The following is a 15,534-nucleotide window of genomic DNA, read 5'->3' as shown; positions in this document are numbered from 1 at the left end:
TGTATTGCGGCGTTGCAGCAACCTGTGCTTTATTCGAGGCATCCGGTGGCCTCACGATGCGCTCCAGGGATTGGGCGGGCTTGAGTGTCCCCGCTCATTTCATTCCGCATCGAGGTAGAGATGGCCCCCCGCAACCGCCAAGGGCTTTACGACCCGCGCTCCGAGCGCGATGCCTGTGGATTCGGCATGGTCGCGCAGCTCGACGACCAGCCGTCGCGCCTGCTGGTGGATACCGCCATCGCCGCGCTTTCGCGGATGACCCATCGTGGTGGCGTAGCCGCTGACGGGCTCACCGGTGATGGCTGCGGGCTGCTGCTGCGTCGCCCCGATGCATTCCTGAAACTGCTGGCCGGCGAAGCGGGCATCACCGTGGCCACCCGCTTCGCGGCGGGCCTGGTGTTCCTTCCGCACGACCCCGACGCCGCGCAGGCCTGCCGGACGCAGCTGCAGGTGCAGCTTGAAGCGGTGGGCTGCCGCGTGGCGGGCTGGCGCGAGGTTCCCATCGACGACAGTGTCTGCGGCCAGCTCGCGCGCGATACGCTGCCGCGCATCGAGCAGGTGTTCGTCGATGCCGGTGTCGGCCAGGACGGCACCGGCTTCGCCCTGGCGCTGTACCTCGCACGCCGTCGCAGCGAGCAGCAGCTGCGCGACCATGGCGATTTCTACGTCACCACGCTCACCCCGGATGCGATCAGCTACAAGGGCATGGTCCTGCCGGACAAGCTCAGCCGCTTCTATCCGGACCTGCAGCGGCGCGAGCTGGCCTCCAGCGCGATCGTGTTCCACCAGCGCTTCTCCACCAACACGCTGCCGCGCTGGCCGCTGGCGCATCCGTTCCGCCTGCTCGCGCACAACGGCGAGATCAACACCATCGAGGGCAACCGTCGCTGGGCGCAGGCGCGCAGCAAGGTGTGGAAGACACCGCGCTTCGACATCGCCGAGTTCGATCCGGTGATCTCCATGCATGGCTCGGACTCGCAGAGCCTGGACAACATGCTGGAACTGATGGTCGCCGGCGGCATGGAATTGATCCAGGCGCTGCGCATCCTGGTGCCACCGGCGACGCAGTCGCTGGAGTTCAAGGATCCGGATCTGGCCGCGTTCTACGAGTTCCATGGCCTCAACAGCGAGCCCTGGGACGGCCCGGCCGGCATCGTCGCCTGCGACAGCCGCTATGCGGTGTGTACGCTGGACCGCAACGGCCTGCGCCCGGCGCGCTGGATGCTGACCGCCGACCGCCACTTCCTGGTCGCCTCCGAAGCGGGCGTGTGGGAAGTGCCGACCGAGCGCGTGGTACGCAAGGGCAAGCTCGGCCCCGGTGAAATGGTGGCCATCGACCTCAAGCGCGGCGACCTGCTCGATTCGGACGCGGTGGACCGCATCAACCGCGGCCGCGCACCGTACAAGCAGTGGCTGCAGCAGGGCGTGACCTACCTGCAGACCGAACTGATCGATCCTTCGCTGGTGGAGGAGCCCTTCGACGAGGGCACCCTGCGCAGTTACCACAAGCTGTACCAGCTCAGCAGCGAGGAGGTGGAGCAGGTGCTGCGGCCGCTGGCCGAGACCGAGCAGGAAGCCACCGGCTCGATGGGCGATGACACGCCGATGGCGGTACTGAGCCAGCGCAGCCGGCCGCTGTACGACTACTTCCGGCAGGCATTCGCGCAGGTCACCAATCCGCCGATCGATCCGCTGCGCGAAGACTGCGCCATGTCCCTGTCCACCCAGCTCGGCAAGGAGACCAACATCTTCCATGCCGGCCCGGAGACGGTGAACCACGTCATCCTCAACTCGCCGGTACTCAGCCAACGCAAGCTGCGCCAGCTGCTGAAGATGGACCAGTACCTGCAGGCCAACCGCCTGCTCGACCTGTCCTACAGCGAGGAAGAAGGGCTGCGCAACGGCATCGAGCGCATCTGTGCGGAGGCCGAACGCGCCGCACGCGAAGGCATGGTGATGCTGCTGCTGTCCGACCGCTATCCGGTGGCCGGGCGACCGATGGTGCACGCCTTGCTGGCCACCAGTGCGGTGCATCATCACCTCTCGCGGCTGGGGCTGCGCTGCGACGTCAACCTGATCGTCGAGACCGGCACCGCGCGCGACCCGCACCATATGGCCTGCCTGCTCGGCTTCGGGGCCACCGCGGTGTACCCGTATCTTGCCTACCAGACCCTGTTCGACCTCGGCCGGCGCGGCATCCTCAAGCTCAGCAAGGGCGGTGAGCAGTCGCAGATCGGCCGCCGCTACCGCAAGGGCGTCTACAAGGGCCTGTCGAAAATCATCTCGAAGATGGGCATCTGTACCGTGGCCAGCTACCGCGGCGCGCAGCTGTTCGAGATCATCGGCCTGGAGCCGGAAGTGGTCGCGCTGTGCTTCCCCGACACCGCCTCGCGCATCGGCGGCGCCGGCTTCGCGCGGCTGGATGCCGATGCGCGCGAACTGTGCGCGCAGGCCTGGGATGCACAGCAGGATGTCGATGTCGGCGGCCTGCTGAAGTACGTGCACGGCGGCGAGTACCACATGTACAACCCCGACGTGGTCACCACCCTGCAGCGCGCGGCGCGCAGTGGTGATGCCCGCGCCTGGCAGCAGTACTGCGATGCCGTGCATGCCCGGCCGCCATCGGCGTTGCGTGACCTGCTTCAGCTGGTGCCGGCGCCGGCACCCACGCCGCTGGACGAGGTGGCGCCGGCCAGCGAACTGTTCCCGCGCTTCGATACCGCTGCGATCAGCCTCGGCGCGCTGTCGCCGGAAGCACATGAGGCGCTGGCCATCGCGATGAACCGCCTCGGCGGCCGCAGCAATTCCGGCGAAGGTGGCGAAGACCCGGCCCGCTACGGCACCCCACGGCGCAGCAAGATCAAGCAGGTGGCGTCGGGTCGCTTCGGTGTCACCGCCGAGTATCTGGTCAATGCCGAGGTGCTGCAGATCAAGGTCGCGCAGGGCGCCAAGCCCGGCGAAGGCGGCCAGCTGCCGGGGCACAAGGTCAACGAGCTGATCGCCCGCCTGCGCTACGCGCGGCCGGGCATCGGCCTGATCTCGCCGCCACCGCACCACGACATCTATTCCATCGAGGACCTGGCGCAGCTCATCTACGATCTCAAGCAGGTCAACCCGACCGCGCTGGTATCGGTGAAGCTGGTCAGCCATGCCGGCGTCGGCACCATCGCCGCCGGCGTGGTCAAGGCCGGCGCGGACCTGATCACCATCTCCGGCCACGACGGCGGCACCGGTGCCTCGCCGGTCAGCTCGATCCGCTACGCCGGTGTGCCGTGGGAGCTGGGCGTGGCCGAAGCGCACCAGGCGCTGCTGGCCAACGACCTGCGCGGGCGCACCCTGCTGCAGACCGATGGTGGCCTGAAGACCGGCCTGGACGTGGTCAAGGCCGCGCTGCTGGGTGCGGACAGCTTCGGCTTCGGCACCGCGCCGATGATCGTGCTGGGCTGCAAGTACCTGCGCATCTGCCACCTCAACAACTGCGCCACCGGCGTGGCCACCCAGGACGAACGCCTGCGCGAGAACCACTTCACCGGCCAGCCCGAGCGCGTGGAGAATTTCTTCCGCCTGCTGGCCGAGGAAGTGCGTGGCTGGCTGTCGTACCTGGGCGCGCGTTCGCTGGAGGAGATCGTCGGCCGCACCGACCTGCTGCGGCAGATCGAGGCCGCACCGCGCGACGGCGTGCGCGTGGACCTGTCGCGCCTGCTGGCAGATGCGCGCTACGAAGGCAGCCACTGCGCGGCGCAGCGGCTGTACGAATCGCCGGACAGCCTGGCCACGCAGATGGATGGCCTGCTGGCGGACGCGATCGAACAGCGCAGGGGGGGCGAACATCGCTTCCTGATCCACAACACCGACCGCAGCATCGGCACCCGCCTGGCCGGCGCGGTGGCACGCGCGCACGGCAACCAGGGCATGGCCGACGCCCCCCTGGAGCTGCGCTTCCGTGGCAGCGCCGGACAGAGCTTCGGCGCCTTCAATGTCGGCGGCCTGCATCTGGAAGTGGAGGGCGAAGCCAACGACTACGTCGGCAAAGGCATGGCCGGCGGCCGCCTGGTGGTACGTCCGCCGCGCGGCGCGCGGTTCGAGGCGCGCAGCACTGCGATCATCGGCAACACCTGCCTGTATGGCGCCACCGGTGGCGAGCTTTTCGCCGCCGGACGTGCCGGCGAGCGCTTCGCGGTCCGCAATTCCGGTGCGCTCGCGGTCGTGGAAGGCGCCGGCGATCATTGCTGCGAGTACATGACCGACGGCGTGGTGCTGGTGCTGGGCAAGGTCGGCCTGAACTTCGGTGCCGGCTTCACCGGGGGGCTGGCCTACGTGCTGGATGTGGACCGCGACTTCGTGGACCGTTACAACCACGAGCTGATCGACATCCATCGCGTATCCGCCGAAGGCTTCGAGAACTACCGCCAGCACCTGCACCGCCTGATCGGCCGCCATCGCGAACTGACCGGCAGCATCTGGGCGCAGCAGATCCTGGACGAGTTCCGCGATTACATCGGCAAGTTCTGGCTGGTCAAACCGAAGGCCGCCAGCATCGAATCGCTGACCGAGACCCTTCGACGCGCGGCGTAAGCGCCTCCGGCGCGTCGCCCGCAACCGGCGCGCGCCTGCTCCCTCACCGCAGTAGTGCCGGCCTCTGGCCGGCCATCGAAATCACAGAGCCCGCCATGAGCCGCAAGCACGCCTTCCAGTTCCTCGATCTGCCCCGCACCATGCCGCAGCGCATTCCGGTTGAACTGCGCACCTCCGGCGACTGGGGCGAGCTGTACGGAAAGTTCGGCAAGGAGGATGCGCAGTACCAGGCCGGGCGCTGCCTGGACTGCGGCAACCCTTACTGCAGCTGGAAATGCCCGGTACACAACGCCATTCCACAGTGGCTGCAGCTGGTGCAGGAGAACCGCATCCACGAGGCCGCCACGCTGTGCCACAGCACCAACCCGCTGCCGGAAGTGTGCGGCCGGGTCTGCCCGCAGGATCGCCTGTGCGAAGGCAGCTGCACCCTGGAGGAATTCGGTGCGGTGACCATCGGTGCGGTGGAGAAGTACATCGTCGATACCGCACTCGCCAGTGGCTGGCGTCCGGACCTGGGTGCCGTGCAGCCCACCGGCCACAGCGTGGCGGTGATCGGTGCCGGTCCGGCGGGTCTGGCCTGTGCCGATCGCCTGGCCCGGGCCGGCATCACCGCCGTGGTGTACGACCGCTACGAGCAGATCGGCGGCCTGCTGCAGTTCGGCATCCCCAGCTTCAAGCTGGACAAGGACGTCATCCATCGTCGCCGCGAGGTGCTCGAAGGGATGGGCGTGCAGTTCCGCCTGGGCGTGGAGATCGGCCGCGACATCAGCGTGCAGCAGTTGCTGGACAGCCACGACGCGGTGTTCGTCGGCACCGGGGCCTACCGCTACACCGACGGCGGCCTGCCGGGCCAGGACCTGAAGGGGGTGCTGCCGGCCCTGCCGTTCCTGGTGCAGAACAGCCGCATCGTCGGCGGCGATGACCCGCAGGGTCGACCGATCGCCGGCTGGGAGGACCAGATCGCCCTGCCCGACCTCAACGGCAAGCGCGTGGTCGTGCTCGGCGGCGGCGACACCGGCATGGACTGCGTGCGCAGCGCGGTGCGGCTCGGCGCAGCCAAGGTCACCTGCGCGTACCGTCGCGACGAGGCCAACATGCCCGGCAGCGCGCGTGAAGTCGCCAATGCGCGCGAGGAAGGCGTGCGCTTCCTGTTCAACCGGCAGCCGCTGTCCATCGAAGCCGGCGCCGACGACGAAGCGATCGGCGTGACCGTGGTTGAAACCCGGTTGGGTGAGGCCGACGCCCAGGGACGCCGCAACGCGGTGCCGATCGAGGGCAGCGAGTCGCTGCTGGAGGCGGACGTGGTCATCATCGCCTTCGGTTTCGCGCCGAGCGTTCCGGCCTGGCTGGCCGAACACGGCGTGCAGGGCCAGGCGAACGGTCGCATCGTTGCCGGCGGCAAGGACCGGCTGCCCTTCCAGACCGCGCATCCGCGCCTGTTCGCCGGCGGTGATGCGGTACGCGGCGCCGACCTGGTGGTAACCGCTGTGGCTGAAGGCCGCGACGCCGCTGCCAGCATCGTCCGTCTACTGTCCAGCTGAGCCGGGTTCCATTGCCGGCAGTACGTCGGCCAGCGTCGCGCGCAACCCCTGGGTATCGACCGGCTTGGCCAGGAACCGGTCGATGCCGGCGGCACGACAGGCCTCGCGCGTGCTCTCCAGCACGCTGGCCGTCAGCGCGATGATCGGCACCCGTGCACGCGAAGGACAGGGGTCTTCGCGGATCGCACGCGCCAGCGCGAACCCGTCCATGCCGGGCATGTGGCAATCGGTAACGACAACATCGAAGCCCTGCGCCCGCCATGCCGCCAGCGCCTGCAGGCCATCGGCGGTGGCGTGCACCTGCAGGCCAAGCTCGCGCAGCCGCTGCACCAGCAGTTGCAGGTTGGTCGGGTGGTCCTCGGCCACCAGCACCCGTGCCGCAGGCAGTCGCGCGACCACCTCGGCCGTGGCCGGCACCGCCTCCAGTGGCGCCAGGCAGCTGGCGAACTCCAGGTCGAACCAGATGCGCGTGCCCTTGCCCGGCGAGCTTTGCAGCTGCAGCTCGCCGCCCATCGAGGCCACCAGGTCCCGGCAGATGGCCAGGCCCAGGCCGCTGCCGCCGAACCGGCGCCCCGTCGACGGCTCGGCCTGGATGTAATCGGCGAACACGGCCTGCTGCCGCTCGGGACTGATGCCTACGCCACTGTCGCTCACCTGCAGGCGCAGGCATTGTCCTGCCGCCTGCGTCCGCAGCACCCGCAGCCGCAGTTCCACACCTCCGTGCAGGGTGAACTTCAGTGCGTTGCCCACCAGGTTGAACAGGACCTGGCGCACGCGCAGGCCATCGGCCAGCAGCCACCGCTGCAGCGCAGGATCAAGCACGCACCGCAGGTGCAACGCACGGCTGGCCGCCATCGGTGCCAGCAGCTGCTGCACGGCCGTGGCCAGCGCACCCATGTCGGTGGCACGCAGCTGCAACGGCAGCGCCTGCAACCGATGACTGTCGAGCACATCATCGAGAATCTGCCGCAGCATCTGCGCGGCCACATCGACGGTGGACAGGACCTGCCGCTGGCACGGGTCCAGGGGGCTGTCCGCCAGGCATTCGAGCATGCCCAGCAGCGTGCTCATCGGTGTGCGGATCTGGTGGCTCATGGTGGCCAGGAAGTGCGTCTTCGCCGCTGCAGTCTCTTCGGCCTGATGGCGTGCCCCGGCCAGGGCACGGGTGCGTGCCTGCGCCTGGCTGACGTCCATCCAGTAGCCACTCCACTCGATGTCGTCGCTCTCGCCCGGCAACGGCCTGCCATGCGAACGGATCCAGCGCCAGCCATGGGGACCCAGCGTGCGGAAGGTGATGTCGATCGGCGCACGGGCCCGCGCTGCGGCTTCCAGATGATCCAGCACCGGCTTGCGATCGTCGACATGCACCGCCGCCATGAGCCGGCGATGGTCCAGCCGCACGCTGTCCAGACTCATGCCGAACAGCGACTGCACGTCGCCGGCGACCAGCGGCAGGCTGTAGTCGCCCTCGCCGCTGCGGCGCGCCCGGTAGACCACCGCAGGCAGGTTGGCGGTCACTTCCTGCAGTCGCTGTTCCAGCGCGCGGCGCTGGCTGCTTTCGCGATGCAGCCTCCAGTAGCCGAAGGCATACACCAGGATCAGCGCCAGCGCGACCAGCAGCACCGGCACCAGCCAGCGCAGCGGCGACCGTGCGGGCGGCGCGCGTGCTCCGCTGGGCGCCCACGCCGCGCGGAGCGCGGCCCGCTGCGCGTCGTCCAGTTCGTGCAGCACGGTGTCGAAGGCGGCGACGGTGGCCGCACAGGCCGGCGCAGCCGCCAGCACCCAGGCATCATCGAAGCCGGCCGGCGCGGCGATCACCAGGGCATCGCTGCCGGGCCTGCGCAATGCGGCTTCCACTTCGGCCAGCGTGGCAACTACCGCGTCGACCTGGCCGATGGCCAGCAGCTGCAGCGCATGATCGAGCGCGTCGACCTGCAGCAGCCATGCGCCCGGCGCCTGCTCACGCAGGTGGGCCGCCAGTGGCACCGTGTCGAGGCTGGCGACGCGGCGGCCGCGCAGACCGCCCAGTCCCTGCAGTGGCGTGTCGTTGCGACGGCGCACGATCACCTGTGACAGCTGCAGGTAGGGCCTGCTCACGACCCAGCCGTCGGGCACCTGCTCGCGCGGCCATCCCAGCACGGCCTGGGTACCGGCCGGCAGCGCCCCGGCCGCGCCGGCCGCGCCGGGAAGCGGATGTGGACGCAGCGCGATCTGCTCGCCCAGCCGCCGCAGGTAGTCGGCAACCAGGCCGCCGGGCTGGCCCTGCGCGCTGAAGGACAGTGGCGGGCGGTCACTGGGCCAGGCCACGACCAGGGGCATGTCGCACCCGTCGGCCCGCGCGATCATGGGCCACAGCAACAGGGCAGGCAGCACGATGCGGGATCGCAGCCACGGGCAGGAGCGTGCAATGGATGCGGCCGCAGGGCCGGCGGCATTCACGATGGGCATCCTCGAATCGCAGGCGGAGACGACGGCCGCGCAGCGGTACCGCTCTGCCTGCCACGCTAGCGACGCACCGCACAGCAACAATGAGGAAAGTTGCAAAGCGCGCAGAATTGGCCATTCGCGACATAAACTGCCGCTTCTACCAGCCCACGGAGCGTTCGATGCGTATCGGCCTGGCCGCCAACCGGCTCCACCACCAGGATGCGCGCGCCGCCCTGTTCCGCTGGCTGCGTGCCTGCGAACCGGGCCTGCGCGAACTGGGCATAACGCTGCACGCTGTCGGCCGCACCCATGATGCGATCGGGCGCCACGGCTTCCTCGACGGCTATGCCGGCCTCCATCGCTATCCCTACGGCCGCGAGGGCGGGCTGATGAAGCTGGTCGCCGAGGTGGTCGGCATGGGCCCGCAGCGCACGCTCGACGGTGCCATCTATCTGATCGATCCGGTCGATCCGTCCTCGGTGTTTCCCGAAGCGACCGCGCTCAAGCGGCAGTGCGTGATCCACGGCAAACCTTTCATTTCCACGGTCGCCACCGCACGCGACTGGATCGAGGTGGAGCGCGTGCACGCCGGCCTGCAGGCCGACGCCGGTGCCGACGATCTGCATGCCTTCGGTACCCAGACCCTGGCACTGATCGCGCATGATGCGATGAAGCCGGCGATGCTCGCCTTCGCCGACGAGCACTTCGACGTGCTGGCACGCTTCGGCGAGCGGGTGGCGACCGGGACCACCGGTCAGCGCCTCAACGAGCTGGCATGGAGCCGCGGCTGGCCCAGCGACACGCCCTGGGTGACGCGCTACCAGAGCGGACCGATGGGCGGCGATGCGCAGATCGCCGACCGCGTGCTGGAGGGCCGTTGCCAGCGCGCCATCTTCTTCGAGGACCCGCACGTGGCACGCCAGCACGAGGCAGACATCCAGCTGCTGGAACGCGCGGTGACCACGGTGACCGACCAGGCGGTGTGCATCACGGCTCCGGTGGTGGCGGCGCGCTGGGCGACGGCTGCCGCCCGGCGCGCTGGGTCGCAGCGCTGACCACCTGCGCAGCTACGCCGGGCGCGCATCGATCGGCATGACCGCCGCACCCGTGGGAGAGGGTGCCGGGCCGCGGCGGCCATGCACGGGTGTCAGGCGGCCATGTCCAGTACCACGCGCCCGTCGATGGTGCCCGCGCGCATGCGGGCAAACACCTCGTTGATGTTTTCCAGGCGGTCGGTGCTGACCGTGGCCGCGACCTTGCCCTCGGCGGCGAACTGCAGCGACTCCTGCAGATCCAGCCGCGTGCCGACGATCGAACCGCGCACCGTCACGCCATTGAGGACCATGCCGAAGATGTCCAGTGGGAAGTTGCCCGGTGGCAGTCCGTTGAGCGAGACCGTGCCGCCCCGCCGGACCATGCCCAGCGCCTGCTCGAAGGCCTTGGGCGATACCGCGGTGACCAGCGCCCCGTGTGCGCCACCGATCTCCTTCTTCAGGAATGCTGCCGGATCGGTCGTGCGCGCGTTGACCGTGACCTGCGCGCCCAGCCGCCGCGCGAGCGCCAGCTTGCTGTCCTCCACGTCGATGGCAGCCACGTTCAGGCCCATCGCACGCGCGTACTGCACCGCCATGTGGCCCAGGCCACCGATGCCGGAGATCGCCACCCAGTCACCGGGCTTCGTGTCCGTCACCTTCAGGCCCTTGTAGACCGTCACGCCGGCGCACAGCACCGGCGCGATCTCGACGAAGCCCACCTCCTTCGGAAGCAGGCCGACATAGTTGGCATCGGCCAGTGCGAACTCGGCGAAGCCGCCGTTGACCGAGTAGCCGGTGTTGCGCTGCGTCTCGCACAGCGTTTCCCAGCCGCCCAGGCAGTGTTCGCAATGGCCACACGCCGAGTACAACCAGGGGATGCCGACCCTGTCGCCTTCCTTGACATGCCCGACCCCGCCGCCCACGGCCACGATGTGCCCCACGCCCTCGTGGCCGGGGATGAACGGCGGGTCCGGTTTCACCGGCCAGTCGCCCTCGGCGGCGTGCAGGTCGGTGTGGCAGACACCGCAGGCTTCGATCCTGACCAGCACCTCGCCCGCCCCCGGGCGTGGTACCGGAACTTCCTCGATGACCAGTGGGCTGCCGAACTCGCGAACGACAGCGGCCTTCATGGTTCTGTTCATGGGTTTTCCTCCGTCGTGCGCTTGCAGACAGAGTGACGCCGGCACGAGGCCGGCGCTTTGATCCCGATCAAATCCTGGAAGATTGCCTGCCGGTTCAGCCCGCCAGCACGGACGCCTCGCGTGCCAGGCGTTCGATCGCGCCCCAGTCGCGGGTCTGCAGCAAGGCCGCCGTGGTCAGCCATGAACCGCCCACGCACAGCACGTTCGGCAGGTGCAGGAACTGCGCCGCGGTCTGGGCGCTGATGCCACCGGTCGGGCAGAAGCGCACGTCGGCGAAGGGGCCGTGCCAGGCCGCCAGCAGTGCCGCGCCGCCGGCCTGCACCGCGGGGAAGAACTTGAAGGTATCCAGGCCATGCTCGAGGCCAAGGATCAGCTCGGACCCCGTGGCCACGCCCGGCAGATACGGCAGGTCGGCATCGCGCGCGGCCGCGTACAGCGTCGGCGTTGCGCCCGGCGACACCGCGAAGCGCGCACCTGCGGCCCTGGCCGCCTCCATCTGCGAAGGCGTCAGCACCGTTCCGGCCCCCACCACCGCGTCGGGTACGGCCTCGACCATTGCCCGGATGGCATCCATCGCACGGGGTGTGCGCAGGGTGACCTCGATCACCGGCAGACCGCCCCGGAACAGCGCCTGCGCCACCTGCACGGCATCGTCGACATCATCGGGGGTGAACACCGGAATCACCGGTGCCAGTTTCAGTACCGCGCGAACGCGCGGATCAGCGCCGGACATCGAATCGCTCCTCGCCCATCTGGGCCAGCACGTCAGCTTCGCTGACAGGATTGAAATCGCCGGGGATGGAATGCTTCAGTCCGCCGGCAGCCAGGCCGAAACGCACGGTGGCGTCGGCATCGAAGCCTGACAGGATGCCATGCAGGATGCCTGCCGCGAAGGCATCGCCGCCGCCGATGCGATCGATGATGCCGGTCAGCTGCCGCACGGGCGCCTGCGCACGCACGCCCTCACGGCCCAGCAGCAGGGCGCCCAGCGCATGATGGTCCACGCTCAGCGCCTGCCGTTGCGTGCATGCCAGCCATTGCAGCCGCGGGAACGCGGCGAATGCCGCCGCTGCGGCAGCGTCCACGCGCTCCACGGCGCCGGCCTGGGTAAAGCGCTGGCCCAGGATCACTTCGATATCGCGGTAGTCGGCGAACACAATGTCAGCCTGGTCGAACAGGGCATGCAGGATCGCCTGCGCGTCGCCGCCCCAGCGCTGCCACAGCGTGGGCCGGAAATTGCCGTCGAAGGAAACGCGCACGCCACTGGCACGCGCGGCGCATGCCGCCGCCAGCGTCGCCTCGGCCACCTGCGGCCCCAGCGCAGGGCTGACGCCGGACAGGTGCAGCCAGTCCGCGCCCTGCAGCAGCGCCGGCCAGTCATGATCGGCTGCAGTGCTGCGCGCGAAGGCCGAATCGGCCCGGTCGTACACCACCTCGCTGGCACGTTGCACCGCGCCGGTGGTGAGGAAGTACAGGCCCATGCGACCGTCCGCCACCTCGCGCACCGCCCGCGTATCGACGCCATGGCGGCGCAGTTCACCCAGTGCGTGCGCCCCCAGGGCATTGCCGGGCACCGTGCTGACCATGGCCACGTCATGTCCGAATCGGGACAGCGAGACACCCACGTTTGCTTCCGCCCCGCCCACGTGCACCTGCAGCTGCGGTGACTGCAGCAGCAGCTCGCGACCGGGCGCGCCGAGCCGCAGCAGCAGTTCCCCGAAACATACGATACGCCCCATCTCCACTCCTCCCCGCTTGCCGCCAGCATGTGAAACTGCACGGCGTGAATGTGTACCACGCGTCGGCGCGGCGTTTGGCCATCGGTGTCATTCTAGCCTTCCGATGCGCCCCACGCACCCGTAGGAACTGACGGAAGCATTGTCCTGCAAGCCTCTTGGAGACATTTCAGATCTGTTGCGGTGCAAGATGCCGGATCCGGGACGTGCTGCTAACGTCCGCTCTGACCAGCGGTGTCATCACGCTGAAACAGCCGCAGCACCAGACCTTTGGGAGAGGGGAAAGGCATGCAGTCTCGGAACCACCAAAAAAAGACACCGGTTACCTTGCTCGCTATGGCCGTCGGACTGGCCCTGGCGGCCAATGCGACCGCCCAGCAGCAGAGCAGCGCCGCCGGCGCCACGGACCTGGATACGGTCACCGTCACCGGCTACCGCGCCAGCGTGGAGAAGGCGCTGGACATCAAGCGTGGCGAGGCCGGCGTGGTCGACGCCATCGTCGCCGAGGACATCGGCAAGTTCCCGGATCTGAACCTGGCCGAGTCGTTGCAGCGCATCCCGGGTGTGGTCATCACCCGCGAGGCCGGCGAGGGCCGCAACATCTCGGTGCGCGGCCTCGGCCCGGATTTCACCCGCGTGCGCATCAACGGCATGGAGGCGCTGACCACCGTCGGCGCCGGTGACCAGAGCGGTGGTACCAACCGCGGCCGTGGCTTCGACTTCAATGTCTTCGCCTCCGACCTGTTCTCGCAGCTGGTGGTGCGCAAGACCGCTTCGGCCGATGTCGAAGAAGGCTCGCTGGGCGCCACCGTCGATCTGCGCACGGCGAGGCCGTTCGACTATGACGGCTTCACCTTCGCCGCCAGCGGCCAGGCCGGCTACAACGCGATGGCGGAGAAGGCCGACCCCCGCATGGCCGCGCTGGTGTCGAACATCTTCGCCGACGGTACGTTCGGCGCCCTGCTGTCGGTGGCCTACTCCGAGCGCCAGGCGCTGGAGGAGGGCTCCAACACGGGCCGCTGGGCCAACGGCCCGAGCAACGGCAACTTCAGTGCCTCGTCCCCGTTCACCGCCGCGCGCAGTGCCGACGTCTACCACCCGCGCTTCCCGCGCTACGTGCAGATGGAACATGAGCAGAAGCGCCTGGGCGTGACCGGTACGCTGCAGTGGAAGCCCAGCGACGCGACCGAGATCTCGCTGGACGCGCTGTACTCGAAAATCGATGCCACCCGCGACGAGCACTACATCGAGGCGATTTCCTTCAGCCGCGGTGCCAACACCAGCCAGCCACGCCTGGCCGGCAAGCCGTCGATGATCGTCAGGAACGGCGTCATCGAGAACAACGCGCTGGTCTACGGCGAGTTCGACAACGTCGACATCCGCAGCGAGAACCGCCACGACGAGTGGAGCACCGAGTTCAAGCAGATCAGCCTCAACGGCCAGCACCGCTTCAGCGACGACTTCACCCTGTCCGGCAAGCTGGGGGTCTCGCGGTCCCGGCATGAGAACCCGGTGCAGACCACCATCATCATGGACAAGTACGACGTCGACGGCTACAGCTACGACTACCGGGGCAACAACCGCTCGCCGATCCTCAACTACGGCATCGATCCCACCGATCCCAACGGCTGGGAACTGGCGGAGATCCGCCTGCGACCGCAGTACGTGGACAATGATTTCGATACCGGCCAGATCGACTTCAACTGGAACATCAGCCCCGGCTTCCGCCTCAAGGGTGGCGTGCTGGCCAAGGATTACACGTTCAAGACCACCGAACTGCGCCGTGGCAGCGAGCTGGCCGTGCCCACCTTCGCCGATGGCAGCAGGATCGTTCCGGTGGACATGACCACGCAGGCCGGCCTGAAGGGCATCAGCGGCAATCCCTCGAACTGGGTGGTGCCGGATCTGGACGCCGTCGCCGATCAGTTCGACATCTACAGCAACAGCGGCATCTACGCGGTCGCACCGCGCGCCAACAACGTGCGCAGCGTGGAAGAGAAGGATCGCGGTGCCTACCTGATGGGTGAGTTCTCCACCGAGATCGGCTCGCTGCCGCTGTCCGGCAACGTCGGCGTACGCTATGTGCGCACCAAGCAGTCCTCCACCGGGCTGTCGACGCTGGCCAGTGGCACCACGTCCACCACCGCCACCCGCACCTACGACGACACCCTGCCCTCGTTCAACCTGGTTGCCGAAGTCACCCCCGATTTCCTGATCCGCCTGGGTGCGGCCAAGGTGATGACCCGACCCGGCCTGGGCAGCCTGACGCCAGGTGCCACTGTGGCCGTGGCCGGTGGCGCACGCACCATCTCCAGCGGCAACCCCAACCTGGATCCGACCCGCGCGACCAATGTCGATCTGAGTTTCGAGTGGTACTTCGCCGAAGGCGCCATGGCCGGCCTTGGCCTGTTCTACAAGGACATCGAAACCTCCGTACAGACGCTGCGCGAGAATCGGCCGTACACCGACAGCGGCCTGCCTGCCGAACTGCTGATCGGCACCGGCGCATCGCCGACCGATGAGTTCACCTTCACCCGTCCGGTCAACACCCCGGGTGGCGAGCTGTTCGGCGCGGAAGCCAACTACACCCAGCCCTTCACCTTCCTGCCGGGCAAGTGGGCCAACCTCGGTCTGCAGCTGAACTACACCTGGGTGGATTCGAAGATCCAGTACATCAACTCGGCCGGTCAGCCGGTGATGAAGAACGATCTGCTGGGCCTGTCCAACACCTCGTGGAACGCGACCCTGTTCTACGAAGGCACCACCTTCTCCGGGCGCATCTCGGCCACCAACCGCGACGACTACCTGACCCAGGTGCCGGGCCAGGAAACCGGCTTCAATCTGGACGGTTACCACGGCATGACCGGTACCACGGTCATCGATGCGTCGATCCGTTACCGGATCAGTGACCAGCTGGAACTGAGCCTGGAAGGGGTGAACCTGACCAACGAAGCGTCCGATGAGTGGGTGTATTCGCCCGCGACCGGCCGCCTGCCGTTGCAGTACACCGAGACCGGCCGTCAGTTCCTGCTCGGCGTGCGCTACAAGTTCTGAGCAGCGCCGGCGATGCGCCGACCGG

8 protein-coding genes are annotated in these 15,534 nt (G+C 68.5%); 4 read left to right on the top strand and 4 right to left on the bottom strand.

What is annotated here, in order from left to right; all coding sequences use genetic code 11:
- Positions 1–120: 120 nt before the first annotated feature.
- Together gltB and ACVOMM_RS07815 are read left to right on the top strand one after the other, a co-directional pair.
- On the top strand, positions 121–4,575 hold the full coding sequence (gene gltB, locus ACVOMM_RS07820; RefSeq protein ID WP_481526093.1) for a glutamate synthase large subunit: 4,455 nt from the start codon (positions 121–123) through the stop codon (positions 4,573–4,575).
- 95 nt (positions 4,576–4,670) lie between these two features.
- On the top strand, positions 4,671–6,116 hold the full coding sequence (locus tag ACVOMM_RS07815; protein ID WP_180876164.1) for an FAD-dependent oxidoreductase: 1,446 nt from the start codon (positions 4,671–4,673) through the stop codon (positions 6,114–6,116).
- Here ACVOMM_RS07815 and ACVOMM_RS07810 read toward each other — a convergent pair.
- Complete coding sequence (locus tag ACVOMM_RS07810) at positions 6,102–8,435, bottom strand: ATP-binding protein (RefSeq protein ID WP_481526092.1); 2,334 nt, start codon at positions 8,433–8,435, stop codon at positions 6,102–6,104. The two genes, ACVOMM_RS07815 and ACVOMM_RS07810, sit on opposite strands and share 15 nt — an antisense overlap.
- 287 nt (positions 8,436–8,722) lie before the next feature.
- On the opposite strand from ACVOMM_RS07810, the gene ACVOMM_RS07805 reads away from it, so the two are divergent.
- Entirely contained in the window at positions 8,723–9,598 is an 876-nt protein-coding gene (locus tag ACVOMM_RS07805; RefSeq protein ID WP_065174107.1) for a methylglyoxal synthase, read from the top strand.
- 92 nt (positions 9,599–9,690) lie between these two features.
- Here ACVOMM_RS07805 and adhP read toward each other — a convergent pair whose 3' ends face one another.
- The 3 genes from adhP to ACVOMM_RS07790 form a co-directional block, all read right to left on the bottom strand.
- Entirely contained in the window at positions 9,691–10,719 is a 1,029-nt protein-coding gene (gene adhP / locus ACVOMM_RS07800; protein WP_053515992.1) for an alcohol dehydrogenase AdhP, read from the bottom strand.
- 94 nt (positions 10,720–10,813) lie between these two features.
- Positions 10,814–11,452, bottom strand: coding sequence for a bifunctional 4-hydroxy-2-oxoglutarate aldolase/2-dehydro-3-deoxy-phosphogluconate aldolase (eda, locus tag ACVOMM_RS07795; RefSeq protein ID WP_164151510.1), 639 nt, complete (start codon positions 11,450–11,452; stop codon positions 10,814–10,816).
- Positions 11,439–12,458 carry a sugar kinase gene (locus ACVOMM_RS07790; RefSeq protein WP_053515997.1) on the bottom strand — a complete coding sequence of 340 codons (1,020 nt, stop codon included), beginning with the start codon at positions 12,456–12,458 and terminating at the stop codon, positions 11,439–11,441. Before ACVOMM_RS07790 ends, eda begins: the two co-directional genes overlap by 14 nt.
- Positions 12,459–12,743: 285 nt before the next feature.
- On the opposite strand from ACVOMM_RS07790, the gene ACVOMM_RS07785 reads away from it, so the two are divergent.
- On the top strand, positions 12,744–15,509 hold the full coding sequence (locus ACVOMM_RS07785; protein ID WP_065182101.1) for a TonB-dependent receptor: 2,766 nt from the start codon (positions 12,744–12,746) through the stop codon (positions 15,507–15,509).
- Positions 15,510–15,534: the final 25 nt, after the last annotated feature.

The sequence above is a fragment of the Stenotrophomonas sp. STEN009 genome (assembly GCF_056760395.1).
This window is presented reverse-complemented; position numbering and strand designations above follow the sequence as displayed.

Bases quoted from the DNA above. Each gene is read 5' to 3' on its own strand.
- gltB (WP_481526093.1), top strand. From the start codon at position 121: ATGGCCCCCCGCAACCGCCAAGGGCTTTACGACCCGCGCTCCGAGCGC.
- ACVOMM_RS07815 (WP_180876164.1), top strand. From the start codon at position 4,671: ATGAGCCGCAAGCACGCCTTCCAGTTCCTCGATCTGCCCCGCACCATG.
- ACVOMM_RS07810 (WP_481526092.1), bottom strand. From the start codon at position 8,435: ATGCCCCTGGTCGTGGCCTGGCCCAGTGACCGCCCGCCACTGTCCTTC.
- ACVOMM_RS07805 (WP_065174107.1), top strand. From the start codon at position 8,723: ATGCGTATCGGCCTGGCCGCCAACCGGCTCCACCACCAGGATGCGCGC.
- adhP (WP_053515992.1), bottom strand. From the start codon at position 10,719: ATGAACAGAACCATGAAGGCCGCTGTCGTTCGCGAGTTCGGCAGCCCA.
- eda (WP_164151510.1), bottom strand. From the start codon at position 11,452: ATGTCCGGCGCTGATCCGCGCGTTCGCGCGGTACTGAAACTGGCACCG.
- ACVOMM_RS07790 (WP_053515997.1), bottom strand. From the start codon at position 12,458: ATGGGGCGTATCGTATGTTTCGGGGAACTGCTGCTGCGGCTCGGCGCG.
- ACVOMM_RS07785 (WP_065182101.1), top strand. From the start codon at position 12,744: ATGCAGTCTCGGAACCACCAAAAAAAGACACCGGTTACCTTGCTCGCT.